The organism is Burkholderia sp. R-40 (assembly GCF_049942845.1).
GTDB classification, from domain to species: Bacteria; Pseudomonadota; Gammaproteobacteria; order Burkholderiales; family Burkholderiaceae; genus Burkholderia; species Burkholderia ambifaria.
In genome coordinates, this window is record NZ_CP187967.1 from 2,752,142 (window position 1) to 2,775,584 (window position 23,443).

General features: G+C 66.3%; 24 protein-coding genes. 9 read left to right on the top strand and 15 right to left on the bottom strand.

Features of this window, described 5'->3' with window-relative positions:
- Positions 1 to 304 precede the first annotated feature (304 nt).
- Both ACP26O_RS12760 and ACP26O_RS12765 read left to right on the top strand, forming a co-directional pair.
- Positions 305 to 1,021: a pseudouridine synthase gene (locus ACP26O_RS12760; RefSeq protein WP_175665074.1), complete on the top strand. Its 717-nt coding sequence runs from the start codon at positions 305 to 307 to the stop codon at positions 1,019 to 1,021.
- Positions 1,022 to 1,129: 108 nt separating this feature from the next.
- Complete coding sequence (locus ACP26O_RS12765; protein ID WP_175665075.1) at positions 1,130 to 1,318, top strand: hypothetical protein; 189 nt, start codon at positions 1,130 to 1,132, stop codon at positions 1,316 to 1,318.
- Here the strand turns inward: ACP26O_RS12765 and ACP26O_RS12770 are convergent.
- Complete coding sequence (locus tag ACP26O_RS12770) at positions 1,301 to 2,338, bottom strand: NAD-dependent epimerase/dehydratase family protein (RefSeq protein WP_175665093.1); 1,038 nt, start codon at positions 2,336 to 2,338, stop codon at positions 1,301 to 1,303. The genes ACP26O_RS12765 and ACP26O_RS12770 overlap by 18 nt on opposite strands.
- A 106-nt stretch (positions 2,339 to 2,444) precedes the next feature.
- On the opposite strand from ACP26O_RS12770, the gene ACP26O_RS12775 reads away from it, so the two are divergent.
- From ACP26O_RS12775 to ACP26O_RS12785, 3 genes are all read left to right on the top strand, one after another.
- Positions 2,445 to 3,476 (top strand): CDP-6-deoxy-delta-3,4-glucoseen reductase, encoded by a 1,032-nt coding sequence (locus ACP26O_RS12775; RefSeq protein WP_011657699.1) that lies wholly within the window; start codon positions 2,445 to 2,447, stop codon positions 3,474 to 3,476.
- 293 nt (positions 3,477 to 3,769) lie between these two features.
- Positions 3,770 to 4,954, top strand: a complete 1,185-nt coding sequence (locus tag ACP26O_RS12780) for an acetylornithine transaminase (protein WP_012364504.1) — start codon at positions 3,770 to 3,772, stop codon at positions 4,952 to 4,954.
- A gap of 13 nt (positions 4,955 to 4,967) precedes the next feature.
- A complete protein-coding gene (locus ACP26O_RS12785) occupies positions 4,968 to 5,435 on the top strand; it encodes a GNAT family acetyltransferase (RefSeq protein WP_175665076.1) in 468 nt (155 codons plus the stop codon).
- A gap of 21 nt (positions 5,436 to 5,456) precedes the next feature.
- Here ACP26O_RS12785 and ACP26O_RS12790 read toward each other — a convergent pair whose 3' ends face one another.
- The 8 genes from ACP26O_RS12790 to ACP26O_RS12825 form a co-directional block, all read right to left on the bottom strand.
- Positions 5,457 to 6,128, bottom strand: coding sequence for a DUF2278 family protein (locus tag ACP26O_RS12790; protein ID WP_175665077.1), 672 nt, complete (start codon positions 6,126 to 6,128; stop codon positions 5,457 to 5,459).
- Positions 6,129 to 6,447: 319 nt separating this feature from the next.
- A complete protein-coding gene (locus tag ACP26O_RS12795; protein ID WP_105787560.1) occupies positions 6,448 to 7,164 on the bottom strand; it encodes an ABC transporter ATP-binding protein in 717 nt (238 codons plus the stop codon).
- Positions 7,164 to 7,940, bottom strand: coding sequence for an ABC transporter ATP-binding protein (locus tag ACP26O_RS12800; RefSeq protein ID WP_006750047.1), 777 nt, complete (start codon positions 7,938 to 7,940; stop codon positions 7,164 to 7,166). The genes ACP26O_RS12795 and ACP26O_RS12800 overlap by 1 nt, the downstream gene beginning before the upstream one ends.
- 24 nt (positions 7,941 to 7,964) lie before the next feature.
- Positions 7,965 to 9,134 carry an ABC transporter permease subunit gene (locus tag ACP26O_RS12805; RefSeq protein ID WP_175656418.1) on the bottom strand — a complete coding sequence of 390 codons (1,170 nt, stop codon included), beginning with the start codon at positions 9,132 to 9,134 and terminating at the stop codon, positions 7,965 to 7,967.
- A 19-nt stretch (positions 9,135 to 9,153) separates the two neighbouring features.
- Positions 9,154 to 10,104: a branched-chain amino acid ABC transporter permease gene (locus tag ACP26O_RS12810; RefSeq protein ID WP_006757318.1), complete on the bottom strand. Its 951-nt coding sequence runs from the start codon at positions 10,102 to 10,104 to the stop codon at positions 9,154 to 9,156.
- A gap of 211 nt (positions 10,105 to 10,315) precedes the next feature.
- Positions 10,316 to 11,152, bottom strand: a complete 837-nt coding sequence (locus tag ACP26O_RS12815) for a branched-chain amino acid ABC transporter (protein ID WP_175665094.1) — start codon at positions 11,150 to 11,152, stop codon at positions 10,316 to 10,318.
- Between the two features lie 271 nt (positions 11,153 to 11,423).
- Positions 11,424 to 12,404 (bottom strand): 4-hydroxy-3-methylbut-2-enyl diphosphate reductase, encoded by a 981-nt coding sequence (ispH, locus tag ACP26O_RS12820; RefSeq protein WP_006750051.1) that lies wholly within the window; start codon positions 12,402 to 12,404, stop codon positions 11,424 to 11,426.
- 2 nt (positions 12,405 to 12,406) lie between these two features.
- Entirely contained in the window at positions 12,407 to 12,862 is a 456-nt protein-coding gene (locus ACP26O_RS12825; RefSeq protein WP_175656417.1) for an FKBP-type peptidyl-prolyl cis-trans isomerase, read from the bottom strand.
- A 135-nt stretch (positions 12,863 to 12,997) separates the two neighbouring features.
- Between ACP26O_RS12825 and radC the strand changes: the two genes are divergently transcribed.
- From radC to nadB, 4 genes are all read left to right on the top strand, one after another.
- On the top strand, positions 12,998 to 13,774 hold the full coding sequence (gene radC, locus ACP26O_RS12830; protein ID WP_011657707.1) for a RadC family protein: 777 nt from the start codon (positions 12,998 to 13,000) through the stop codon (positions 13,772 to 13,774).
- A gap of 237 nt (positions 13,775 to 14,011) precedes the next feature.
- The gene (rpmB, locus tag ACP26O_RS12835) at positions 14,012 to 14,245 is read left to right on the top strand and encodes a 50S ribosomal protein L28 (RefSeq protein WP_004186391.1); all 234 of its coding nucleotides are present in this window, start codon (positions 14,012 to 14,014) and stop codon (positions 14,243 to 14,245) included.
- Between the two features lie 17 nt (positions 14,246 to 14,262).
- Positions 14,263 to 14,430, top strand: a complete 168-nt coding sequence (gene rpmG, locus ACP26O_RS12840; RefSeq protein ID WP_006478046.1) for a 50S ribosomal protein L33 — start codon at positions 14,263 to 14,265, stop codon at positions 14,428 to 14,430.
- 160 nt (positions 14,431 to 14,590) lie between these two features.
- Positions 14,591 to 16,177 (top strand): L-aspartate oxidase, encoded by a 1,587-nt coding sequence (gene nadB, locus ACP26O_RS12845; protein WP_006750054.1) that lies wholly within the window; start codon positions 14,591 to 14,593, stop codon positions 16,175 to 16,177.
- Positions 16,178 to 16,271: 94 nt separating this feature from the next.
- Here nadB and nadC read toward each other — a convergent pair whose 3' ends face one another.
- From nadC to purN, 6 genes are all read right to left on the bottom strand, one after another.
- Entirely contained in the window at positions 16,272 to 17,153 is an 882-nt protein-coding gene (gene nadC / locus ACP26O_RS12850; protein ID WP_175665078.1) for a carboxylating nicotinate-nucleotide diphosphorylase, read from the bottom strand.
- 131 nt (positions 17,154 to 17,284) lie between these two features.
- A complete protein-coding gene (nadA, locus tag ACP26O_RS12855) occupies positions 17,285 to 18,421 on the bottom strand; it encodes a quinolinate synthase NadA (protein WP_165751891.1) in 1,137 nt (378 codons plus the stop codon).
- A 238-nt stretch (positions 18,422 to 18,659) separates the two neighbouring features.
- Entirely contained in the window at positions 18,660 to 19,856 is a 1,197-nt protein-coding gene (locus ACP26O_RS12860; RefSeq protein WP_105834862.1) for a DesA family fatty acid desaturase, read from the bottom strand.
- Positions 19,857 to 20,100: 244 nt separating this feature from the next.
- Entirely contained in the window at positions 20,101 to 21,483 is a 1,383-nt protein-coding gene (locus tag ACP26O_RS12865) for a mechanosensitive ion channel family protein (protein ID WP_175665080.1), read from the bottom strand.
- Positions 21,484 to 21,501: 18 nt separating this feature from the next.
- On the bottom strand, positions 21,502 to 22,764 hold the full coding sequence (locus ACP26O_RS12870; protein ID WP_175665081.1) for an RsmB/NOP family class I SAM-dependent RNA methyltransferase: 1,263 nt from the start codon (positions 22,762 to 22,764) through the stop codon (positions 21,502 to 21,504).
- Positions 22,761 to 23,423: a phosphoribosylglycinamide formyltransferase gene (gene purN, locus ACP26O_RS12875; RefSeq protein WP_175665082.1), complete on the bottom strand. Its 663-nt coding sequence runs from the start codon at positions 23,421 to 23,423 to the stop codon at positions 22,761 to 22,763. The genes ACP26O_RS12870 and purN overlap by 4 nt, the downstream gene beginning before the upstream one ends.
- Positions 23,424 to 23,443: the final 20 nt, after the last annotated feature.

The following is a 23,443-nucleotide window of genomic DNA, read 5'->3' on the forward strand; positions in this document are numbered from 1 at the left end:
CCTTTCAGCGTTGAATGAAGCTACGAGTGTAGGCACGCACGACGCGACGGTCAGCCGGGCACGGCTGGATGAATTATCCAGAAAAACGATCCAATCATTCGGCCAGAATGGTGGGCTGCCGCACTGACGGCGGCTACTCGATCTGCCCGACGCGGCACGTTGGCGGCGGCCTTCCGCCGAACAGCAGCGAATCGAATGGCATGGACTGTCCGTGAAGAATGGACGGGCGCAGCGCTCCGGGCGCTCACCAGCGCGAGCGCGTTCGTGCCGGTGCCGGCACGCCGCTTGATAGAATGCGCGCGCTATGGATCTCGAAAGCATTCTCTACACGCAGGGCTTCGGCTCGCGCCGCCAGTGCCGCGGCCTGATCGAAACGGGCCGCGTCACCGTCGCGGGCGCGAGCGCGACCGACCCCGACGCGTCGTTCGACACCGACGGCCTCGTCTTCACGGTCGACGACACCGCCTGGCCATTCCACGCGCGCGCGTATCTGGCGCTCAACAAGCCGGGCGGCTACGAGTGTTCGCGCGACCCGCAACACCACGCGAGCGTGTTCAGCCTGCTGCCCGCGCCGCTCGTCGCACGCGGCGTGCAGTGCGTCGGCCGTCTGGACCAGGACACGACGGGCCTGCTGCTGCTGTCCGACGACGGCCAGTTCGTGCACGCGTACACGTCGCCCAAGCGCAAGGTGCCGAAGACCTACGTCGCGACCGTGCGCCACCCGCTCGACGACACCCAGTTGAACGCGCTGCGCACCGGCGTGCAGCTCCACGGCGAGCCGAAGCCGATCGCGGCGGTCGCCGCCCACGCGCGCGACGCGCACGCGCTCGCGCTGACCGTCCTCGAAGGCAAATATCATCAGGTGAAACGCATGGTCGCCGCGGCGAGCAACCGCGTCGAGGCGCTGCACCGCGAAAGCATCGGCGGCTTCACGCTGCCGGACGACCTCGCGCCCGGCGCGTGGCGCTGGCTCGGGGAAGGCGAGCTGTCAGCGCTGCGCGATCCCGTCAAAACCCTCTAAGGGAAAATCCGCACGACCGTTCGGTGTCCGGCCGCATCGCGGCCGCACGATCCCCCGCTATACTGAAATCACAAGCTGTACGAGCAGCGATGCAGGGGGAGACACATCATGAACATCAATCATTCGTTGGAACTGTCGTACGTGATGATCGCGTTCGCGGTCGTGGGCGCCATCGTGATCGGCGGACTGCTGGCCATGATGCACAGGAAGCACAAATACAGTCCGAACCTGATCGGCGCGCTGATCGGCGCGTTGCTGTGCTTCCTGCTGATCGAGGCGCTACCGGCGCTGACCTGACGCGCCGCGCGGCGCGAGCGTTTGAAGGAATTCGTCTACGGTCGGGTAGCGCAACGTCACGCACAATTCGGTCTTGAGCCGGGCATTGGACAGGCGCCGCGATTCGCGCATGAACGACAGCAGCGTCGGCTCGAGCTGATGCTCGGCGTCCGCGCGGCTGATGCGCGGCGGCGGCGGCAGGCCGAACACCCGCGCGACCCGGTCGAAATACTCTCCCATTCGCAGTTCGCTGTCGTCCGACGCGTGCACGGCGCGCGCCGGCTTGCCGCGCACGGCCGCGCGGAGCAGGATCGTCGCGAGATCGTCCGCGTGGATGTGATTCGTATAGACGTCGTCGGCCGCATCCAGCGCCGGCGTGCCGCGCTCGAGCCGCGCGAGCGGCAGCCGGTTCGCCGCGTAGATGCCGGGAATGCGCACGATGCGCGCGGACAGCGCGCCGCGTACCGTCGCCGCCCGCAACTGACGCTCGGCCGACACGCGCCGGAACGCGCGCGGATTCGCCGGCCGCAGCGGCTGCGTTTCGTCGATTCGCGCCCCGCCGCAATCGCCGTAGACGCCCGTCGTGCTGGCGTAGACGAGCGTCGGCGCGCGAAGGGCGTCGGGTACAATACGCGCTGCCCGACCGGGCGCGCCGGCCTGTCGGGTCGCCCCGCGCAGCGTGCGAAGCCGGCCGACCGCGGACACCGACGGTGCGGCGGGTCGCCGTGCAGGCACGGACAATGCGGCGATCAGCGCACGGGTACGGCGATCGTCGCTACCGTCGGACTGCGGCGGCGCCAGATGCAGGATCGTGCGGGCGAGCCCGGCGATCCGTCGGAGCGTCGGCCGGCGATCGAGGTTGCCGACGATCGGCGTCGCGCCTGCCGCGCGCAATTCGTCGCAGCGGCCCGGATGGCTCGTCAGCGCGACGATGCGCAGGTCGCGGCGCGCGGCGCGCCATTGCGCGACACAGCGCAGGCCGACGTCGCCGCAGCCGACGATCAGTGCGCGCGGGCGGCGCAGGATTCGAGTCGCGATCATGTTGGTTGCGAAATCAGTAGCCACCGTTGCGCGGCGCGCAACGGGTTTGCATTGTAGCTGCCGTGCGCGACATGCACGGTCCCCACATTTTGTTCTATTTGGTTCTATGGCATTCAACGTTACTCTCAAGCAAAGCGGCCGGCAGTTCCAGGTCGAGTCGGACGAAACCGTGCTGGCGGCGGCGCTGCGCCAGAACGTCCATCTGCCGTACGGGTGCAAGAACGGCGCGTGCGGCTCCTGCAAGGGCCAGATCGTGTCGGGCCAGATCGAACAGGGCCCGCACGCTGCGTCCGCGCTGTCCAACGACGAGCGCACGCGCGGCCTCGCGCTGCTGTGCTGCTCGAAGGCGCAATGCGACCTCGAGATCGACGTGCGTGAAATCGCCGGCGTCGACGGCGTGCAGGTGAAGAAGCTGCCGTGCCGGATCGCCGCGCTCGAGCGCCGCGCCGACGACGTGATGGTCGTGAAGCTGCAGTTGCCCGCCAACGAGCGCCTGCAATACCTCGCGGGCCAGTACGTCGAGTTCATCCTGAAGGACGGCTCACGCCGCAGCTACTCGATGGCGAACGCGCCGCACGAGGAAGGCCCGGTCGAGCTGCACATCCGCCACATGCCGGGCGGGAAGTTCACCGATCACGTGTTCGGCGCGATGAAGGAGCGCGACATCCTGCGCTTCGAAGGCCCGCTCGGCACGTTCTTCCTGCGCGAGGATTCCGACAAGCCGATCGTGCTGCTCGCGTCGGGCACCGGCTTCGCGCCGATCAAGGCGATCATCGAGCACGTGAAGCACACGGGCATCACGCGCCCGATGACGCTCTACTGGGGCGCGCGCCGCAAGAAGGATCTCTACCTCGGCGAGCTCGCCGAGCAATGGGCGCGCGAGATCCCGAACTTCAAGTACGTGCCGGTGCTGTCCGAGCCGGACGACGCCGACCAGTGGACCGGCCGCACCGGCTTCGTCCACCGCGCGGTGATCGAGGATCTGCCCGATCTGTCGGGCTACCAGGTGTACGCGTGCGGCGCGCCGGTGATGGTCGAATCCGCGCAGCGCGACTTCACGCAACACCACGCGCTGCCGGCCGACGAGTTCTACGCGGACTCGTTCACGAGCGCCGCCGATCTCGCGCATCCGGTCTGAGCATCGGGCGCGCCCGCGCCTGCCGCTGCGCGCCGCCGTGTCACATCCGTGGCATCGCGGCGGTTTACAGTGGGGCGCGGGATGCCTTATGCTTGCGCACATGAACCGCTTCCTGTCCGCTCTCCGACGTCGCCGCTCGCCGCTCCGCCCGGATGCCGCCGGCTCGTCACGGACTCGCGCGTAACCCTCGTCGCTTCACCGGTTACGCACAAGCTGTTCGATCCACCAGCCACGGCCTTCCGTGGCTTTTTTATTGCCCGTTTCCCTTTCAACGCCCGCTGGAGTCTGCTGCCATGCCCCTGAACGATTACCCGATCGACTCGCTGATGTACATCACGAACCGCCCCGACATCGTGTTTACGCACGGCAAGGGTTCGTGGCTCTACGATCACACGGGCAAGCGCTATCTGGACTTCATCCAGGGTTGGGCCGTCAACAGCCTCGGGCACTGCAACGATGGCGTGGTCGAAGCGCTCAAGACCCAGGCGGAAAAGCTGCTGAACCCGTCGCCGGCGTTCTACAACGAGCCGATGGCGAAGCTCGCGGGGCTGCTCACGCAGCACAGCGTATTCGACAAGGTGTTCTTCACGAACAGCGGCGCCGAGGCCAACGAAGGCGCGATCAAGCTCGCGCGCAAGTGGGGCCGCAAGTTCCGGAACGGCGCGTACGAGATCATCACGTTCGACCACAGCTTCCACGGCCGCACGCTCGCGACGATGTCGGCCAGCGGCAAGCCGGGCTGGGACACGATCTACGCGCCGCAGGTGCCGGGCTTCCCGAAGGCCGAACTGAACAACATCAACTCGGTCGAGAAGCTGATCACCGACAAGACCGTCGCAGTGATGCTCGAGCCGATCCAGGGCGAAGGCGGCGTGATTCCGGCGACGCCCGAGTTCATGCGCGAGCTGCGCGCGCTGACGAAGCAGCACAACCTGCTGCTGATCGTCGACGAAGTGCAGAGCGGCTGCGGTCGCGCGGGCACGCTGTTCGCGTACGAGCTGTCCGACATCGAGCCGGACATCATGACGCTCGGCAAGGGCATCGGCAGCGGCGTGCCGCTCGCGGCGCTGCTGTCGAAGGCCGATGTCGCGGTATTCGAGGCCGGCGACCAGGGCGGCACGTACAACGGCAACCCGCTGATGACGGCGGCCGGCTATTCGGTGATCTCGCAGCTCGTCGCACCCGGCTTCCTCGAAGGCGTGCGGGCGCGCGGCGAATACCTGAAGCGCAAGCTGCTCGAACTGTCGGAGGAGCGCGGCTTCGAGGGCGAACGCGGCGAAGGGCTGCTGCGCGCGCTGCTGCTCGGCAAGGACATCGGCCCGCAGATCGTCGAGAAGGCGCGCGACATGCAGCCCGACGGCCTGCTGCTGAACGCGGCGCGCCCGAACCTGCTGCGCTTCATGCCCGCGCTGACCGTGACGACCGACGAAATCGACCAGATGATGGCGATGCTGCGGTCGATCCTCGACACGCTCTAAGGAGACCGCCGCGATGGATGCTGTCGCCGATGCCGCCGCCGATGCTGTCGCTATCCGCCCGTTCGAACGCGCCGACACCGATGCCGTGCTGGCGGTCTGGCGCGACGCCTTCCCGCAGTACGACGAAGCCGGCGCGCCGCCGCACCGCGATCCGCTGCGATCGATCGAGCTGAAGCTCGCGACGCAGCCGGAGCTGTTCTTCGTCGCGACCTGCGGCGCGCGGGTGGTCGGCACGCTGATGGCGGGTTTCGACGGACATCGCGGCTGGCTCTACTCGTTCGGTGTATCGAACGACGCGCGGCGACTCGGCATCGGCCGCGCGCTGATCGCGCATGCGGAACGCGCGCTCGCCGCGCGCGGCTGCCTGAAGATCAATCTGCAGGTGCTGCCCAGCAACGACGAGGCGTGCCGCTTCTATGCGGCGCTCGGCTATCGCGTCGAGGAACGCATCTCGTTCGGCAAGACGCTGCCGGCCGCCTGACGACGCCGACAGTCGCCCGCCTCAGCGCGTAATCGGCCCCGCGTCCGGCAGCGGATTGCCGAGCGCGTCGGTCGGCACGGCCTGCTTCTCGAACGCCGCGAAATACGCGGCCCATTGCGTCTCGCTCACGCGCACGATCAACGCGCCGTCCTGCCACACGTCGTTGTGATCGTTGTGGTCGTTGCCGGCGCGGTGCAGGTAGTTCGAGCCCGTCGAACCCTGGTTCATGTGCGTGTCGTGGATGCCGTTGCCTTGCGCATACGTGCGGCCGAACACGACGACGTCGAGCCCCTGCGACTGCGCGGCGTTGACGAGCCGCAGCAGCGACGGAATCGGCTCCGCGCTTTCGGTGCCGTCCATGACGGCGCTCGCACGCCATGCGCCCGTCTCGTTCAGGATGTCGCTGCGCAGATAGTCGAGCGCCGGCAGCGCCGTTTGCCCGGTCAGATCCGTATAGCCTTCGGCCGCGGCCGCGAGCATCGCCGTGACCGGATGATGGAAATCGTAGACGAGCTTGTAGTTCAAAAGGTCGTCCGCGTCGTTGGTGCCGACGTTGATCGCGACGTCCCAGTCGCCCGTCGGCAACGCGAGCGTCAGGTGAATGTGATACTGGATCTCGCTGCCGTGCGGCGAGCCCTTCAGCTTCGCCACCGACGTCACCTTCGCCTTCACGAAACCGTAGTCCAGACTCATGCGTGCTCTCCGTGTGCCGATGGATCGACCATGCTACGCCGCCCGCGTGTCGGTTTGCGGACGGCCGGTAGCGGACGGCCGGTAGCGGACGGCCGGTAGCGGACGGCCGGTAGCGGACGGCCGGTTGCGGACGGCCGGTTGCGGACGGCAGGTAGCGGACGGCCGGTGTCACTATCGAATCAATGGAGTCGCATCCGCGCGCACAGTTCGCCGTTGGGCGCGCCGCACGAAAAAAAGGCTGTCACGGGATCCCGTGACAGCCTTTCGAAAGCCCTGGGGCGACACGCCGGCATCCGCTGCCGCGCCGCCCCAGGCCCGCTCATTCACCCAGATACGCGGCCCGCACTTTCGGATCGTCGAGCATCTGCTTCGCATCGCCTTCCATCGTGACCATGCCCGAGTCCATCACGTAGCCGCGGTCGGCCGCCTGCAGCGCGAGGCGCGCGTTCTGTTCGACCAGCAGCACCGTGATGCCCTCCTTCGAGATCTCGCGCACCACTTCGAAGATCTTCTCGACCATGATCGGCGACAGCCCCATCGACGGCTCGTCCAGCAGCAGCAGCTTCGGCTTCGAGAGAATCGCGCGCGACATCGCCAGCATCTGCTGCTCGCCGCCCGACAGCGTGCCGGCCAGCTGCGTCGCCCGCTCCTTCAGACGCGGAAAGAAGCCGAACATCCGGTCGACGTCCTTCTTGATCTGCTCGTTGTCGTTGCGCAGGTACGCGCCCATCTGCATGTTCTCGATGATCGACATCCGCGCGAAGATCCCGCGGCCTTCCGGCACCATCGCGAGGCCGCGCTTCAGGAGCTCATGCGACGGCACACCCTTGATCGACTTGCCGTCGTACTCGATGTCGCCCGCCGAATACGGCTTCAGACCGGTGATCGCCTTCATCGTCGTGGTCTTGCCGGCACCGTTCGCGCCGATCAGCGTCACGAGCTCGCCCTGACGGACTTCCATGTCAACGCCCTTGACGGCCTGGATGCCGCCGTAGTTGACCTGCAAGCCCTTGATTTTCAACATTGCCGCTGCCATCAGTGCACCCCTGCGCCGAGATATGCCTCAATCACCTTCGGATTCTTCTGCACGTCCTGCGGCAGACCCTCGGCGATCACCTTGCCGTAATCGAGCACCGTCATCCGGTTGCACAGACCCATCACGAGCTTCACGTCGTGCTCGATCAGCAGGATCGTGCGGCCGTCCGAACGGATCTTGTCGAGCAGGCGCGTGAGTTCGACCTTCTCGGTCGCGTTCATCCCGGCCGCCGGCTCGTCGAGCGCGAGCAGCTTCGGGTCGGTGGCAAGAGCCCGCGCGATCTCGAGACGGCGCTGGTGGCCGTACGACAGGTTGCGCGACGTGTAGTCCGCGTACTGCAGCACGCCGACGTATTCGAGCAGTTCGATCGCACGCTCCTTGATCTCGCGCTCTTCCTTGCGCTCGGCCGGCGTCTGGAACACCGCGCCCAGCAGCCCGTGCTTGGTGCGCACGTGGCGGCCCACCATCACGTTCTCGAGTGCGGTCATCCCGCCGAACAGGCGAATGTTCTGGAACGTGCGCGCGATGCCCGTCTTCGCGACCTGGTGCACCGCGGTCGGCTTGTATTCCGTGCCATCGAGCTTGAACTCGCCGGAGTCCGGCGTGTAGAGGCCCGTGATCACGTTGAAGAACGTCGTCTTGCCGGCGCCGTTCGGGCCGATCAGCCCGTAGATCTCGCCTTCCTTGATCTCGAGGCCGACGTCGGACAGTGCCTGCAGCCCGCCGAAGCGTTTGTTCACGCCCTGCACGGACAGTCGGATTTGCTTGTCGCTCATGTGTGTATCCCCTGTGTCCGTCGATTAAGCGCGCACCGGCTTCTTGCTGGCGCGCTTCGCCAGTTTCGCGATCCTGTCCTCATGCTTCGGCGCGGGCCACAGGCCTTCCGAGCGGTACAGCATGATGATCACCATCGCGAGGCCGTACAGCGCCTGACGGATCACTTCCGTATCGACGATGTCATGACCGAACAGCGCATGCTGCAGCGGGCTCATCGTCGAGCGCAGGAATTCCGGGAAGATCGCGAGCAGCACCGCGCCCAGGATCACGCCCGGGATGTGGCCCATGCCGCCGAGCACCACGCAGGCGAGCACGACGATCGATTCCCAGAACGTGAACGATTCCGGCGACACGAAGCCCTGGAACGAACCGAACATCGCGCCCGACAGGCCGCCGAACGATGCGCCCATCGCGAACGCGAGCAGTTTCACGTTACGGGTGTTGATGCCCATCGCCTTCGCGGCGATCTCGTCTTCGCGGATCGCCGCCCACGCGCGGCCGATACGCGAGTGCTGCAGGCGCGTACAGATCCAGATCACCAGCAGCGAGCACAGCACGAACAGGTAGTAGTACATGTACACCGACGGCAGCTGGAAGCCGAACAGCGAGTGCGTCTGCGACAGGTTGAAGCCGGCGACGTGCACCGGATCGATGCCCGTGATCCCCTTCGGGCCGTTGGTGATGTTCACCGGACGGTCGAGGTTGTTCATGAAGATCCGGACGATTTCACCGAAGCCGAGCGTCACGATCGCCAGGTAGTCGCCGCGCAGGCGCAGCGTCGGCGCGCCGAGCAGGATCCCGAAGGTGGCCGCCAGCGCCATCGCGATCGGCACGATCAGCAGGAACGGGATGTGCAGCCCGTTCGGCGCGAGCGCCGCGATCCACTCGAACTGCGAGGTGAGGTGCGGCGAGCTCAGCAATGCCGCCGTGTACGCGCCCACCGCGTAGAACGCGATGTAGCCGAGGTCGAGCAGGCCGGCGAAGCCGACCACCACGTTAAGACCCAGCGCGAGCATCACGTACAGCATCGCGAAGTCGAGCACGCGGACCCAGTAGTTGCCGCCGGCCGAGCCGATGATGATCGGCGCCGCGATCACGAAGACCGCGGTCAGGAGGCCGATGATGACCGTCTTGGTGATGTTGCGTTCTTCGACGAGCGACGTCGAGGATTCGATCGGTTGAATGGATGTCATGTTGTTTGCTCCCCTTCCGTTACGCGCGATCCGCGACACGTTCGCCCAGCAGGCCCGACGGACGGAACACCAGCACGATGATCAGCACGATGAAGGCGAACACGTCCTGGTAGTTACTGCCGAAGACGCCGCCCGTGAGGTTGCCGATGTAGCCGGCACCGAGCTGCTCGATCAGGCCGAGCAGCACGCCGCCCACCATCGCGCCGCCGAGGTTGCCGATACCGCCGAGCACCGCCGCCGTGAACGCCTTCATGCCGGGGATGAAGCCCATGTAGAAGTGCACGTTGCCGTATTCGGACGCGATCATCACGCCGGCCAGCGCGGCGAGCGCGGAGCCGATCATGAACGTCGCGGAAATCACGAAGTTCGGGTTCACGCCCATCAGGCTGGCCGTGTTCGGGCTTTCGGCGATCGCGCGCATCGCGCGGCCGAGCTTGGTCTTGTGCACGAGCAGCAGCAGGCCGCCCATCACGATGAACGCCACCGCGATGATCACGATTTCAGTGACCGAGATCACGGCGCCGGGCGTCGTGTCGGTCGCCTTGATCACGTTGATCGGATCGGTCGGCAGCAATTGCGGGAACGGCAGCGGGTTGCGCGACCAGATGATCATCGCGGCCGTCTGCAGCAGGATCGACACGCCGATCGCGGTGATCAGCGGCGCGAGGCGCGGCGCGCGACGCAGCGGCCGGTACGCGACGCGCTCGATCGCGAAACCGACGAACGCACATACAACCGCCGCAATGCCCAGGCCGATCGTCAGCGTCGCGACGTTGCCGAGTCCGGGAAAATGGTTCTGCAGCACGGTGATGGCCGACAGCGCAACCATCGCGCCGATCATCAGCACGTCGCCGTGCGCGAAGTTGATGATGCCGAGAATGCCGTACACCATCGTGTAGCCCAACGCGATGATGGCGTACACACTGCCGAGCACCAGCCCGTTGAGAACCTGCTGGACGAAAATATCCATTTAAAGCTCCTTGGCCCATGCTGCCGGAGGACGTTGCGCCCCGCGGGTAAGCGAGGAATCGCGCCTTCTCGGCGACACTGCGGGTACTAGTCGATACCGGTAAGGGTGGATCGTCCCGGCGCGCGCCGCCCGGCCTGTACGGCCGGACCTGCCGCCGGAGCGGATACAAAAACGGCACCGCACTGTTCCGGTGCCATCGAGGGTCCTGTCGCTAAATCGTCACGACATCGAGGACGGTGTACTTGGCCTCCTTGAAGTCGTAGGGCAGCGTGCCGAAACGGCCGGCCTCCGGTTTCCCGAAGTCCACGCCTTTTTCCGTCCGGGCCGGGGCGAACCCCGCGTCCGGGCAGATCAGGTTCCGCGCCGCGTCGCCCGCGGGCTCGACCACCTTGACGGCGCACATGCCATTGCCGCCAGGGATTTGCGCTCCGATGCAGGACGCCGGCGCCTGTCTGGCAAGCCGGCCGTCCGCTGCCGCCCGTGCGGCGCCCGAACGGGCATCGCGAAGGTGGCGTCCGACTTTCGTCAGGACTGCATCGGAATTCGTGAAACGAAGCACGCCGCCCGCCGCGCCGCGGGTCGCGGCGACATGCCGTTTCGTCGAATCGAAATGAAAGGGGATCACCGACATCTGCACGCTGCCTGTGTTGCCCCGAAACCCGGGCGTCCGTCGGATGACGCGCCCTGCTGCCGCCGCATCACGGTCGGCGGCTCGTTGTCGGGCGACCCGCGTGCCCGTCGCCCGGTTGGCCGCAGCGTTGCCGGCGAATGCTGCCCGCCGTGCCGGATGCATGCCGATCTTCGGGCCCTGCGCGTTGAAATCCTCGATCGCCAAACGTGCCCCGTTATCCTTGTCACCGTCCGAATGCGCCATGCGGCACGCCGCCGGCGTCGCACGACCGGTTCCGGCAGCGTGCACGTCGCTGCCCGCCGGTACTGCGTATGCCGCAGCCTCCCCACCCGCCCTGTCGTCGCTCTTTTTGCTGCGACCGGCAAGCATTGCAACCGGTGCGGCGACGAACCTGGCGTAAGCCAACTTCACATGCATCGAATAGGTCTCCCGCGCCTTCCCAAAACCCGATTTCAAAGCCATTCCGGCTTGAAAACGGGCGCATTGTAACTCCATTTACAGGACGCCAATATTCCTGATTCGATGGGGTTTTCCTGCATTGCAACCAATTTTGAGAGACGGTTAAGCGCGGGGATAGCAACCGGGTTGCACTATTAATGTGAATAATGGTTGCGATGTCGTTTTTCACGACGCAAAAAAAGCGCGCCCGGAGGCGCGCTTTTGGAGTACCGCGGGTGCGATGCGGCAATCAGACGGCAGGCGGCAGATTCAGGCCGCGCGGCAGCGGAAACGACACGTTTTCCTCGATGCCGTCGAGTGCGCGGACGTTGCGCACGCCGAGCTCGCGCAGCCGCGCGATCACGGCCTGGGCGAGCACTTCGGGCGCCGATGCGCCGGCCGTCACGCCGATGCGGCGCTTGCCTGCGACCCACGCGGGATCGATCTGGTCGGGTGCGTCGACCATGTACGCGGCCACGCCGCGCTTCTCGGCCACTTCGCGCAGGCGGCTCGAATTCGAGCTGTTCGGGCTGCCGACGACGATCACGACGTCACACTGCGGCGCCATGAACTTCACCGCATCCTGGCGATTCTGCGTCGCGTAGCAGATGTCCTGCTTCTTCGGCTCGCGGATCTTCGGATACTTCGACTTCAGCGCGCCGATGATCTCGGCCGCGTCGTCGACGGACAGCGTCGTCTGCGTGACGAGCGCGATGCGCTCGGGATCGGCGAGTTCGAGCTTCTGGACGTCTTCCACGCTTTCGACGAGATGCATGCCGCGCTCGACCTGCCCCATCGTGCCTTCGACTTCCGGATGGCCCTTGTGGCCGATCATCACGATGTCGACGCCGTCCTGGCGCATCTTCGCCACTTCGACGTGCACCTTCGTGACGAGCGGGCAGGTTGCGTCGTAAATGCGCAGCCCGCGCACGTCCGCCTCGTCACGCACGGCCTTCGACACGCCGTGCGCGCTGAAGATCACGGTGTTGCCGGCCGGCACTTCCTCGAGTTCCTCGACGAAGATCGCGCCTTTCTTCTTCAGATCCTCGACCACGTACTTGTTGTGGACGATCTCGTGACGGACATAGATCGGCGCACCGTGCATCGCGATCGCGCGCTCGACGATCTCGATGGCGCGGTCGACCCCTGCGCAGAAGCCGCGCGGCTGGGCCAGCAGGATTTCGGCATCGGCGGCGACGGTCTGCCCGGACAGCGTATCGGTGGTACTCATGATTACAGGATTCCGATGATTTTCACTTCGAACGTGAGCGCCTGGCCCGCGAGCGGATGATTGAAGTCGAACAGCGCCGAGGTTTCGCTGACTTCCTTCAGCACCCCTGCATAGCGGCCGCCGTCCGGCGCGTTGAACTCGATCAGCTCGCCCGGCGTGAAATCGTCGCCGACCATCCCGTTCTCACGCAGCGTCGACAGCGTCACGCGCTGGAGCATGTCGGGATTGCGGGGACCGAACCCTTGCTCGGGCGTTAGCTGATAAGTCGAATGGTCGCCGACCCGGAGCCCGAGCAGAATCTGTTCCAGCGAGGGCGCCAGTTGGCCCGCGCCGAGCAGCAGCGTGGCGGGCTTGTCGGAGAAGGTATTGACGATGTCGGCGCCGTCGGCAAGTGCAAGCCGGTAATGCAGCGTGACATGGGAACCGGGCTTCACTTCGGATAGATCGATGAGGCTCATGGATTACTCGTGTTCGTCGGCGCCCGAACTGGCCGAAAGGCCCGGCGCAAAGCCAATATTGTAAGTCACCTGAGCGCGCAAGGCTGAAAGTGCGACGACGTCGCATCCACGCCCGCCGCCAATGGAGTTTCGCTCATGCTGTCACCCTGTCTCGCCGCCCCGGCGACCGAATGTCGCGACCCCGCCGATGCGCCGGCCGCTCCGGCCCGCCACACGGGCCCGGCCCGGCCGCGCAAGCGCCGTCCGCGAAACTGGAAGCCGCATCTGCCGCGCGAGCGGTTGCTGGAACGCGGGCCGGCCGCGCTGACCGACGCGGAGCTGATCGCGCTGCTGCTCGGCACCGGCGGCGGCGGCCGCGACGTATTCGCCAGCGCCCGCGCGCTGCTCGCCCGGTTCGGCGACTCGCTGCGCGACATGCTCGATGCGGAGCCGGACGTGTTCGCCACGCACCCGGGCATCGGCACGGCGCGCTCGGCGGTGCTGATCGCCGTGACCGAGATCGTGCGGCGCGCGCTGGTCGAAAAAGCGCGCGAGCGGCTGCAGATCGACTCGCCGGGCGCGGTCGAGGATTATCTGCGTCTCAGGATCGGCACGCGTCCGCACGAGGTGTTCGTCACGCTGTACCTCGACGCCCGTCACGGCCTCATCGACGTGGAAGAAAGCGCCCGCGGCTCGCTCACGCGGATGGCCGTCTATCCGCGCGAGATCGTGCGGCGCGCGCTCGTGCTGAATGCCGCGGCGCTCATCATCGCGCACAACCACCCGTCCGGCGCGGTGCAGCCGAGCGCCGAAGACCGGCGCCTGACGCGCGTGCTTCACGAGGCGCTCGCGCTCATCGACGCGAAGCTGCTCGATCACGTGGTCGTCGGCACCGCCGATACATTTTCGTTCGCGCGTGCCGGTTGGCTGTAGACTGTGGCCCGGCGACCCGCCCTGGGGCGCCGCGACGATGAAGCGAAATTGGGTTTGATTTTTCTGAACTTTTTCTGCTAGAATCATCGTCTGTCTTTTTTCCAACCAGTTCTAGCCATCGAAGGGCCTTGTCTGTAAGGGCTTCGGCGTTCTGAGTGCAGCCATGGATCACGTGGCGGTACGATGGAACCTTCATCGGCGATCGAACCCCGAATTTAGCGTATTAGGAGTGCTCTCATGGCACGCGTATGCCAAGTAACTGGGAAAGCGCCGATGAGCGGCAACAACGTTTCCCACGCCAACAACAAGACCAAGCGTCGCTTCCTGCCGAACCTGCAAAACCGCCGGTTCTGGGTAGAGAGCGAAAACCGCTGGGTGCGCCTGCGCGTCTCGAACGCCGGCCTGCGCCTGATCGACAAGAACGGCATCGATTCCGTGCTCGCTGACCTGCGCGCACGCGGCGAAGCCTAAGCCCAAGGAGCATAATCATGGCAAAAGGCGCACGCGACAAGATCAAGCTCGAGTCGACCGCTGGCACGGGTCACTTCTACACGACCACGAAGAACAAGCGCAACATGCCGGAAAAGATGGCGATCAAGAAGTTCGATCCCGTCGTCCGCAAGCATGTGGAATACAAAGAAACCAAGATCAAGTAATCTCCGGTTTCTGTAGCCTGACGGCGACCAAAAAGCCCCGCACATGCGGGGCTTTTTGTTTTGCGCATACGCGCGCGGGCCCGACGCGGTATGCTCCCCCCTTTCCGCGGCCATAGCCGACGGAACGCACAAGTCTAAAGCGTAACGATGGAGATGCAGCATGAAATTCGACGTGGCGATCGTCGGCAGCGGCCTGGCAGGGCTGTCGGTCGCACTCAACCTGGCCAGCACGCGACGTGTCGCGCTGATCGCGAAACGTTCGATGATGGAGGGGGCGAGCGATAACGCGCAAGGCGGCATCGCGGCCGTCCTCGACTCGGCGGACAGCATCCAGAACCACGTCGACGACACGCTGGTCGCCGGCGGCGGGCTGTGCGACGAAGGCGCGACGCGCTACATCGTCGAGCACGGCCGCGAAGCGATCGAATGGCTGATCTCGCAAGGCGTGCCCTTCACGAAGGACGACGCGGCCGAACTCGGCTTCCATCTGACGCGCGAAGGCGGCCACAGCCACCGCCGGATCATCCATGCGGCCGACGCGACCGGCCATGCGGTGCTCGCGACGCTGTCCGACCGCGCGCGCCAGCATCCGAACATCACGTTCTTCGAAAACCACCATGCGATCGACCTGATCACGTCGGACCGGCTCGGCCTGCCCGGCCGCCGCTGTCATGGGCTGTATGCGCTCGACGTCGACAACGACCGCACGATCACGATCGAGGCGCCGCACACGGTGCTCGCAACGGGCGGCGCCGGCAAGGTCTACCTGTACACGACGAACCCCGACACCGCGACCGGCGACGGCATCGCGATGGCGTGGCGCGCGGGCTGCCGCGTGTCGAACATGGAATTCATCCAGTTCCACCCGACCTGCCTGTTCCATCCGTATGCGAAATCGTTCCTGATCTCGGAAGCCGTGCGCGGCGAAGGCGGCTTGCTGAAGCTGCCGGACGGCACGCGCTTCATGCCCGCGCACGATCCGCGCGCGGAACTCGCGCCGCGCGACATCGTCGCGCGCGCGATCGACTTCGAGATCAAGAAGCGCGGGATCGACTGCGTGTATCTCGACATCAGCCATCAGCCGGAAGCGTTCCTGCGCGAACACTTCCCGACGATTCACGCGCGCTGCCTCGAATTCGGCATCGACATCGCCCGGCAGCCGATTCCGGTCGTGCCGGCCGCACACTACACGTGCGGCGGCGTCGTCACCGACCTCGCCGGGCGCACCGATCTCGCGGGCCTGTATGCGGTCGGCGAAACGTCGTACACGGGGCTGCACGGCGCGAACCGGCTCGCGAGCAATTCGCTGCTCGAATGCCTCGTGATCGGCCGCGCGGCGGCCGAGGCGATCGAGGCGGCCGGCTTCGATGCCGAAACGCCGGCCACGCTGCCCGCATGGGACGAAAGCCGCGTGTCGGATGCGGACGAGGAAGTCGTCGTGGCGCACAACTGGGACGAGCTGCGCCGGCTGATGTGGAACTACGTCGGCATCGTGCGTACCGACAAGCGTCTCGAACGCGCGAAGCACCGCTTGTCGCTGTTGCGCGACGAGATCCACGAGTACTACGCGAATTTCCGCGTGACGCGCGACCTGCTCGAACTGCGCAATCTGGTCGACGTCGCGACGCTGATCGTGAAGAGCGCCTACTCGCGCCGCGAAAGCCGCGGGCTGCACTACAGCCGCGACTGGCCGCACACGCTGCCGAAGGCGCTGCCGAGCGTGCTCACGCCGCGCTCGCGCCGCTGACCGGCACGCCCTCCCGGGGGCGGCCGCCATACAGAAAAAGGCCGTTGGCGCTTGCACGCCAACGGCCTTTTTCGTCAGACGACATGCCGCGAGGTCAGTCGACGATCCGCATCGAATAGTCGGTCGCGCGCACGTCCTTCGTCAGCGCGCCGATCGAGATGCGGTCGACACCCGTTTCCGCGTACGTGCGCACCGTATCGAAATTGACGCCGCCCGACACTTCGAGCACGGCCTTGCCGGCCGCGACGCGCACCGCTTCGCGCATCATGTCGAGCGTAAAGTTGTCGAGCAGCACCGATTGCGCGCCATGCGCGAGCGCCGTGTCGAGCTGCGCGAGCGTCTCGACTTCGATCTGCACCGGCACGCCCGAATCGAGCGCGAACGCCGCATCGAGGGCTTCGCCGACGCCACCGGCCGCCGCGATGTGGTTCTCCTTGATCAGGATGCCGTCGTACAGCGCGAGACGCTGGTTCTCGCCGCCGCCGACCCGCACCGCGTACTTCTGCGCGAGCCGCAGGCCCGGCAGCGTCTTGCGCGTATCGAGGATCTTCGCGCGCGTGCCTTCGACGCGATCGACGTAACGACGCGTCGCGCTCGCGACGCCCGACAGCAGTTGCAGGAAATTCAGCCCGTTGCGCTCGGCCGTCAACAGTGCACGCGCCGGCCCTTCGAGCTCGCAGACGGTCGAATCCGGCGTCATCCGGTCGCCTTCGCGATAGCGCCATTGCACGACGATCGACGGATCGATCCGCGCGATGACGGCCTCGAACCATGGCACGCCGCACAGCACCGCTTCCTCGCGCACGATGATGCGCGCACGGCGCCGCTCGCCGGCCGGCACGAGCCGCCCGGTCTGGTCGCCGGTGCCGACGTCTTCTGTGATTGCATCGGCCACGTTGCGCGCGATCGCTTCGTCGAATGCCGCGCCGTATTGTGCGCGGACGGCGTCGAACAGCGGGGAGATTGCGGTCGTCACGGCGCCTTCCGGCGCGCCGCTCTCAAGCACCGCGGCCTTCCCCTCGGAAGGCGCCGTGCCTGGGACCAGAGTAAGCGCCGCAGCGCCAGTTTCGGGTGACAGCGAACGAATGTGGGCGCGGGAGTCGCTCATTACGCAGCCCCCACGTTCGCGAACAGTTGCTGGTCGCGCTGCAGATCGCCGCTCGCTTGCACGCGCTTCTTGTGCGCCGCTGCGAAATCGAGCATCCGGTCGATCGGCAGACGCGCACGCACGCCGATCGCGGGATCGACGAAGATCTCGTTGTGACCGCGCTCGAGCACGTCGGCGAGGTTCGCGAGGCCGTTCATCGCCATCCACGGGCAATGCGCGCAGCTCTTGCAGGTCGCGCTGTTGCCGGCCGTCGGCGCGGCGATGAAGGTCTTGCCGGGTGCCGCGAGCTGCATCTTGTGAAGGATGCCGAGATCGGTCGCGACGATGAAGTGCGTCGCGTCGAGCTTCACGGCTGCGTCGATTAGTTGCGTCGTCGAGCCGACGACGTCCGCCTGCGCGACGACGTTTTCCGGCGACTCGGGATGCACGAGCACCTTGGCGTCCGGATATTCGGCACGCAGCAGGTCGAGCTCGATGCCCTTGAATTCGTCGTGGACGAGGCACGAACCCTGCCACAGCAGCATGTCCGCGCCGGTTTTCTTCTGGATATAGCTGCCGAGATGGCGATCGGGTGCCCAGATGATCTTCTCGCCGCGCGCGTGCAGGTCGGCGACGATCTCGAGGCCGATCGATGACGTGACCATCCAGTCCGCGCGCGCCTTCACGGCGGCGCTGGTGTTCGCGTAGACGACGACCGTGCGATCGGGATGTGCATCGCAGAACGCGGAGAATTCGTCGGCCGGGCAGCCGAGATCGAGCGAGCAGGTCGCATCGAGATCGGGCATCAGCACGCGTTTGCCGGGGCTCAGGATCTTCGCGGTTTCGCCCATGAAGCGCACGCCGGCGACGACGAGCGTCTGCGCGTCGTGGTCACGGCCGAAGCGGGCCATTTCGAGCGAATCGGCGACGCAGCCGCCTGTTTCGTCGGCCAGCTCCTGCAGCTCGGCATCCACGTAGTAGTGGGCGACGAGCACGGCCTTTTCACGTGCGAGCAGCGCCTTGATGCGCGCCTTCAGTGCAGCGCGCTCCTCGGGGGACGGCGCGTCGGGCACCTTGGCCCATGCTTGTCCCACGCCGCACACGGTCCCTGCTGCGACGGGCCGGTCGTACTCGACGGGTTTGATCGTCGATTGCATCTCCATATCTCCTGTCGACCAGAGTTAGTGCTTTAGCACTTACTCTGGTCCCATGCTTCGCGGTCGACCAGAGTTGGCGCTTTAGCACTTACCCATGGTCCCATGGGGCATCGAATCCACTGCCCCAAGCCTCATACCAATCCACCCTGCCGATCGGCCATCAAAAACCGGCGGCCCAAATGAAAAAACCCCGCCAACGCGGGGTTTGTGACGTCCTTAGATTCTAATCGATTTCGAATCAGGCGTAGCGACGCAGACGTGTCGCGAATTCCTGCAGCGCCTTGATGCCGCTTTGTTCTGCGCGATGGCACCAATCCTGCAATTGCGCGAGCAGCTGTTCGCGCGATGCGGTCGAGCGATCCCAGATCGCGGCCAGATCCTGGCGCAGCTGGAAGTACGTCTGCAGCTTCTGGCTGTTCGCGAAGATTTCCGGCAGCAGCTTCTTCTGCGGCTCGTCGAGGCCGTCGGCGTCCTTGTGGAACCACTTGCGCGCGCTGCGCATCAGCTGGTACTTGTCGCTCGCACCGAGCTCCTTCAGGTGCGCGAGCTCCTGGCGGTATGCACGCTTGACGGCCTTGCCGTAGCGCGCCATCACTTCGTAGCGGTTCGACAACACGGCCTGCAGCGTTTCCTGGTCGAGCACCGTCTTCGGCTTGTTCAGGCGCGGCGTCGGTGCGACCTTCTTCACCTTCGCGAGACCGAATGCCGACATGATGCGGATGTACATCCAGCCGATGTCGAACTCGTACCACTTGTTCGACAGCTTCGCCGACGTCGCGAACGTGTGGTGGTTGTTGTGCAGCTCTTCGCCGCCGATCACGATGCCCCACGGGAACAGGTTCGTGCTCGCATCGGCCGAGTTGAAGTTGCGGTAGCCCCAGAAGTGGCCGAAGCCGTTCACGACACCGGCGGCCCAGAACGGAATCCAGACCATCTGCACGGCCCATACGGTCAGGCCGAGGACGCCGAACAGCGCGACGTCGAGCACCATCATCAGGCTCACGCCGAGGATCGGGTACTTCGAGTACAGATTGCGCTCGATCCAGTCGTTCGGCGTGCCGTGGCTGAACTTGCGCATCGTTTCTTCGTTCTTCGCTTCCGCGCGATACAGCTCGGCGCCTTCGAGGAACACCTTCCAGATCCCGCGCGTCTGCGGGCTGTGCGGATCTTCCTCGGTTTCACACTTCGCGTGGTGCTTGCGATGGATCGCGGCCCACTGGCCCGTCAGCATGCCGGTCGTCATCCACAGCCACATGCGGAAGAAATGGCTCGCGATCGGATGCAGCTCCAGCGCGCGGTGCGCCTGGCAGCGATGCAGGTAGACCGTCACGCCGATGATCGTGACGTGCGTGACGGCGAGCGCGAACAGCGCGACCTGCCACCACGAAAAACGCAGGAGCCCGTGGGAAAGAAAATCGAGCAGGGAATTCAACAAGGCAGTTACCTGTGGTGAGAGCGACGCCGGCGCCGGCCGACGTCATAAAAATGAAAGCATACCGCGTGTAGACCGGAATTTTACTTCAACCGTTCCAAGTCTTTGTAAAAAATGAATATTTTCTTGTGTTGACGCAAGGCGGACAGTCCATCTCCGGACCTGGAACGCCCCGCGATCCCGTTCTGGCCGGTCAGATTTACCCGATTCGGGGCGACGCGCCGCGCCTCGGGCCGCCTGAGGCCACTTAGGCCGCCGACGCCTGCCCGTCCACCGTCCCGACGCCCGCCACGGGCAAGCCCTTCGCCACCACGCCGCTCGCCGCAAGACCGTCGGGCAGGCCGACCACGCGCACTTCGCGCTGCGGGAACGGGATCGAGATCCGGTGCTCGCCGAACAGCCGCCAGATGTTGCGGTTCACGGCCGAACGCACGCCCGACGTGCCCGTCGCCGCATCCTCGATCCAGAAACCGAGTTCCAGATCGATCCCGTCCGCGCCGAAGCCGACCAGGTACGGGGCCGGCGCCGGCTCCGCGAGCACGCGCGGCACGCCCTTCGCGGCTTCGGCCAGCACCGCCAGTGCCTGCTCGACGTCGTTCGTATAGGCGATCTGCACGGCGACCTTCGCGTAGCCGCGCGTCAGGTACGACGACTGGTTCTGCACGACGTCCGTGATCAGCTTTTCGTTCGGGATCAGCGTCTCGTTGCCGTCGAGGCCGCGCACGACCGTATAACGCGTGCGAATCTGCGTGACGACGCCCTGCAAGCCGCCGACGCTGATCGCGTCACCGAGCCGCAGCGAGCGATCGAGCAGGATGATGAAGCCCGACACGTAATTGCTGGCGACCTTCTGCAGGCCGAAGCCGAGGCCGACACCCAACGCGCCGCCGAACACGCCGAGCACCGTCACGTCGATGCCGACGAGCGACAGCCCGATCAGGACCGCCGCGAACACCAGCAGCGCGCGGCCGACCCGCGACAGCACGACCTTCAGGTTCGCATCGAGCGTGCTCGCGCGCGCGAGGCGATCCTCGAGCACCGAGCCGAGCCACATCGCGACCATCAGCGTCACGCACACCCACAGCGCGCCGGAGATCACCGACAGCAGCGTGAGATGCGCATTGGCCACGCGGAACTGCACGCTGTCGAGCCAGCCGAGCACGTCGCGCTGGATGCCGAGCACGGTCAGCACCATCGCGGCCCACACGATGGTCGACACGATCTTCTCGACGATCGACAGCCACGCATGCGTGTGGCCGTCGCGCGCGAACACGCGCCGCGCGAAGAAGAACAGCACGTAGATCAGCCCGATGCCGAACAGCGGCACGAGCGCGAGCGACAGCAGCGACGTCGACATGAACGGCTCGAACGCGAGCTGCGCGACGCCGACGAAGATGCCGCCGAACAACGGGAACAGCGCGCGCTTCAGGCTATCCGAGCCCGCACCGGGCGCGCGTCCGGACGCCGTGCGGCGCGCATCGATCCGGCCGTGCACGAAGCGCGCGGCCAGCCACGCAAAACACAGTGCGCCGACGAGGATCGCCGCCTGCCAGATCATCACCGGCTGGTGGAAATCGCGAATCACCGAGGCCAGCCGGCGCGACAGCAGGCGGCTTTGCAGACTCTCCATCGTCCGTCCGTGCCGCCGTTACTGCGCGCGCCGCTCGAGCACCGCGGCGAAGAAGCCGTCGGTCGCGTGGCGGTGCGGCCACAGCGACAGGTAGTCGCCGGTCTCGATCGCGATGCGCTGGTCGGCCAGCACCTGCTGCGCGGGCACCAGCACGAACTCCGGATGGTCGGCCAGGAACTGCTCGACGATCGCTTCGTTCTCCGCGCGGAGCACGCTGCAGGTCGCGTACACGAGCCGGCCGCCCTTCTTCACGAGACGCGCGGCGCTCGCGAGGATCGACGCCTGCTTCGGCGTGAGCTCCTCGATCGACGTGCGCGTCTGGCGCCACTTCAGGTCGGGATTGCGGCGCAGCGTGCCGAGGCCGCTGCACGGCGCGTCGACCAGCACGCGGTCGATCTTGCCGGCGAGCCGTTTGATCTTCGCATCGTGCTCGCTATCGATCAGCACCGGGTTCACGTTCGACAGCCCGCTGCGCGCGAGGCGCGGCTTGAGCTTGGTCAGGCGCTTTTCCGACACGTCGAACGCGTAAAGGCGCCCGGTCGAGCGCATCATCGCGCCGAGCGCGAGCGTCTTGCCGCCGGCGCCCGCGCAGAAATCGACGATCATCTCGCCGCGGCGCGGCGCGACCAGCGAGCACAGCAGCTGGCTGCCCTCGTCCTGCACCTCGATCTGCCCTTCCTGGAACACCTGCAGGCGCGTGAGCGCCGGCTTGCCGACGACGCGCACGCCCTGCGGCGCGAACGGCGTCTCGCCCGCGTCGATGCCCTCCGCGCGCAGCGCGTCGATCACCTGGTCGCGCGTCGCCTTCTGCGCGTTGGCGCGCAGGTCGAGCGGCGCCGGGTAGTTCAGCGCGGCGGCGAGCTGCGCGAGCTCCTCGGCGTCGAAACGGGCCGACAGCGCCTGGTAGATCCAGTCCGGCAGGTTCGTGCGCACGCGCACCGGCAGGCTCGCCGGGTCGATCTTCGACACGTGCTCGAGCCACGCGGCCTCGGTGTCGGACACGAACGGCTTCAGCGCATTGCGGCCGAGCGTCTGCATCAGGCCCAGCAGCGTGAGGCGCCGTGCGGGGCTGCCCGTGCCGCTCTCGGCGAGGTGCGAAAACTCCATCTTCCGGCGCAGCACCGCGAACACCGCCTCGGCGATCACGCCGCGCTCGGCATGGCCCAGCTTCGGGTGCGCGCGGAAGAACCGGCTCGTCGTCGCGTCGGCGGGGCCGGTGAACTTCAGCACCTCCGCCAGCAAGGTCTCGGTCTGGCCAATCAGGAATCCGTGCAGCTTCATACGCCCTCGCTCGTTTCGGTATGCGGTTGATCCGCGAAAATCCAGCGCGCCTCTTCCGGCGCCACCACTGCCCGGCCGTTCTCGAGGCGCAGGCGCCCCTCGACGAACCAGCGCACCGCACGCGGATACAGCACGTGCTCGACCGTCAGCACGCGCCGCGCGAGCGCGGCCGCGTCGTCGCCCGCGCGCACCGGCACCGCGCCCTGCGCGACGATGGCGCCGCTGTCGAGTTCGGGAATCACGAAATGCACGCTCGCGCCATGCAGCGCGACGCCGGCATCCAGCGCCTGCTGGTGCGTGTGGATACCCTTGAAGCTCGGCAGCAGCGACGGGTGGATGTTCAGCAGCCGGCCTTCGTATCGTCTGACGAAATCGGGCGTAAGGATGCGCATGAAGCCGGCGAGCACGACGAGATCGGGCGCGAAACGGTCGATCTCGGCGGCGAGCGCCGCGTCGAAGCTGTCGCGGCCGTTGAACGACCGGTGGTCGACCACCGCGGTCGCCACCCCGTGCGACGCGGCAAAAACCAGGCCGGCTGCGTCAGGCCGGTTGGCGATCACGGCGGCGACCTGGGCCGGCCAGCGTTCCTGCGCACACGCGCGAACGATGGCCTCCATATTGCTGCCGCGACCGGAAATCAGGATCACGAGTTTTTTCATCCGCGAATTTTACCATTCGC

What these genes read in the sequence shown, in the direction of transcription:
- ACP26O_RS12805 (WP_175656418.1), bottom strand. Translation starts at nt 9,134, where the DNA reads ATGACATCCATTCAACCGATCGAATCCTCGACGTCGCTCGTCGAAGAA.
- ACP26O_RS12815 (WP_175665094.1), bottom strand. Translation starts at nt 11,152, where the DNA reads ATGCATGTGAAGTTGGCTTACGCCAGGTTCGTCGCCGCACCGGTTGCA.
- ispH (WP_006750051.1), bottom strand. Translation starts at nt 12,404, where the DNA reads ATGAGTACCACCGATACGCTGTCCGGGCAGACCGTCGCCGCCGATGCC.
- ACP26O_RS12785 (WP_175665076.1), top strand. Translation starts at nt 4,968, where the DNA reads ATGGATGCTGTCGCCGATGCCGCCGCCGATGCTGTCGCTATCCGCCCG.
- ACP26O_RS12865 (WP_175665080.1), bottom strand. Translation starts at nt 21,483, where the DNA reads ATGGAGAGTCTGCAAAGCCGCCTGCTGTCGCGCCGGCTGGCCTCGGTG.
- ACP26O_RS12870 (WP_175665081.1), bottom strand. Translation starts at nt 22,764, where the DNA reads ATGAAGCTGCACGGATTCCTGATTGGCCAGACCGAGACCTTGCTGGCG.
- nadB (WP_006750054.1), top strand. Translation starts at nt 14,591, where the DNA reads ATGAAATTCGACGTGGCGATCGTCGGCAGCGGCCTGGCAGGGCTGTCG.
- ACP26O_RS12780 (WP_012364504.1), top strand. Translation starts at nt 3,770, where the DNA reads ATGCCCCTGAACGATTACCCGATCGACTCGCTGATGTACATCACGAAC.
- ACP26O_RS12775 (WP_011657699.1), top strand. Translation starts at nt 2,445, where the DNA reads ATGGCATTCAACGTTACTCTCAAGCAAAGCGGCCGGCAGTTCCAGGTC.
- ACP26O_RS12770 (WP_175665093.1), bottom strand. Translation starts at nt 2,338, where the DNA reads ATGATCGCGACTCGAATCCTGCGCCGCCCGCGCGCACTGATCGTCGGC.
- ACP26O_RS12825 (WP_175656417.1), bottom strand. Translation starts at nt 12,862, where the DNA reads ATGAGCCTCATCGATCTATCCGAAGTGAAGCCCGGTTCCCATGTCACG.
- ACP26O_RS12760 (WP_175665074.1), top strand. Translation starts at nt 305, where the DNA reads ATGGATCTCGAAAGCATTCTCTACACGCAGGGCTTCGGCTCGCGCCGC.
- nadA (WP_165751891.1), bottom strand. Translation starts at nt 18,421, where the DNA reads ATGCAATCGACGATCAAACCCGTCGAGTACGACCGGCCCGTCGCAGCA.
- ACP26O_RS12790 (WP_175665077.1), bottom strand. Translation starts at nt 6,128, where the DNA reads ATGAGTCTGGACTACGGTTTCGTGAAGGCGAAGGTGACGTCGGTGGCG.
- ACP26O_RS12810 (WP_006757318.1), bottom strand. Translation starts at nt 10,104, where the DNA reads ATGGATATTTTCGTCCAGCAGGTTCTCAACGGGCTGGTGCTCGGCAGT.
- purN (WP_175665082.1), bottom strand. Translation starts at nt 23,423, where the DNA reads ATGAAAAAACTCGTGATCCTGATTTCCGGTCGCGGCAGCAATATGGAG.
- ACP26O_RS12765 (WP_175665075.1), top strand. Translation starts at nt 1,130, where the DNA reads ATGAACATCAATCATTCGTTGGAACTGTCGTACGTGATGATCGCGTTC.
- ACP26O_RS12800 (WP_006750047.1), bottom strand. Translation starts at nt 7,940, where the DNA reads ATGAGCGACAAGCAAATCCGACTGTCCGTGCAGGGCGTGAACAAACGC.
- rpmG (WP_006478046.1), top strand. Translation starts at nt 14,263, where the DNA reads ATGGCAAAAGGCGCACGCGACAAGATCAAGCTCGAGTCGACCGCTGGC.
- ACP26O_RS12795 (WP_105787560.1), bottom strand. Translation starts at nt 7,164, where the DNA reads ATGGCAGCGGCAATGTTGAAAATCAAGGGCTTGCAGGTCAACTACGGC.
- rpmB (WP_004186391.1), top strand. Translation starts at nt 14,012, where the DNA reads ATGGCACGCGTATGCCAAGTAACTGGGAAAGCGCCGATGAGCGGCAAC.
- radC (WP_011657707.1), top strand. Translation starts at nt 12,998, where the DNA reads ATGCTGTCACCCTGTCTCGCCGCCCCGGCGACCGAATGTCGCGACCCC.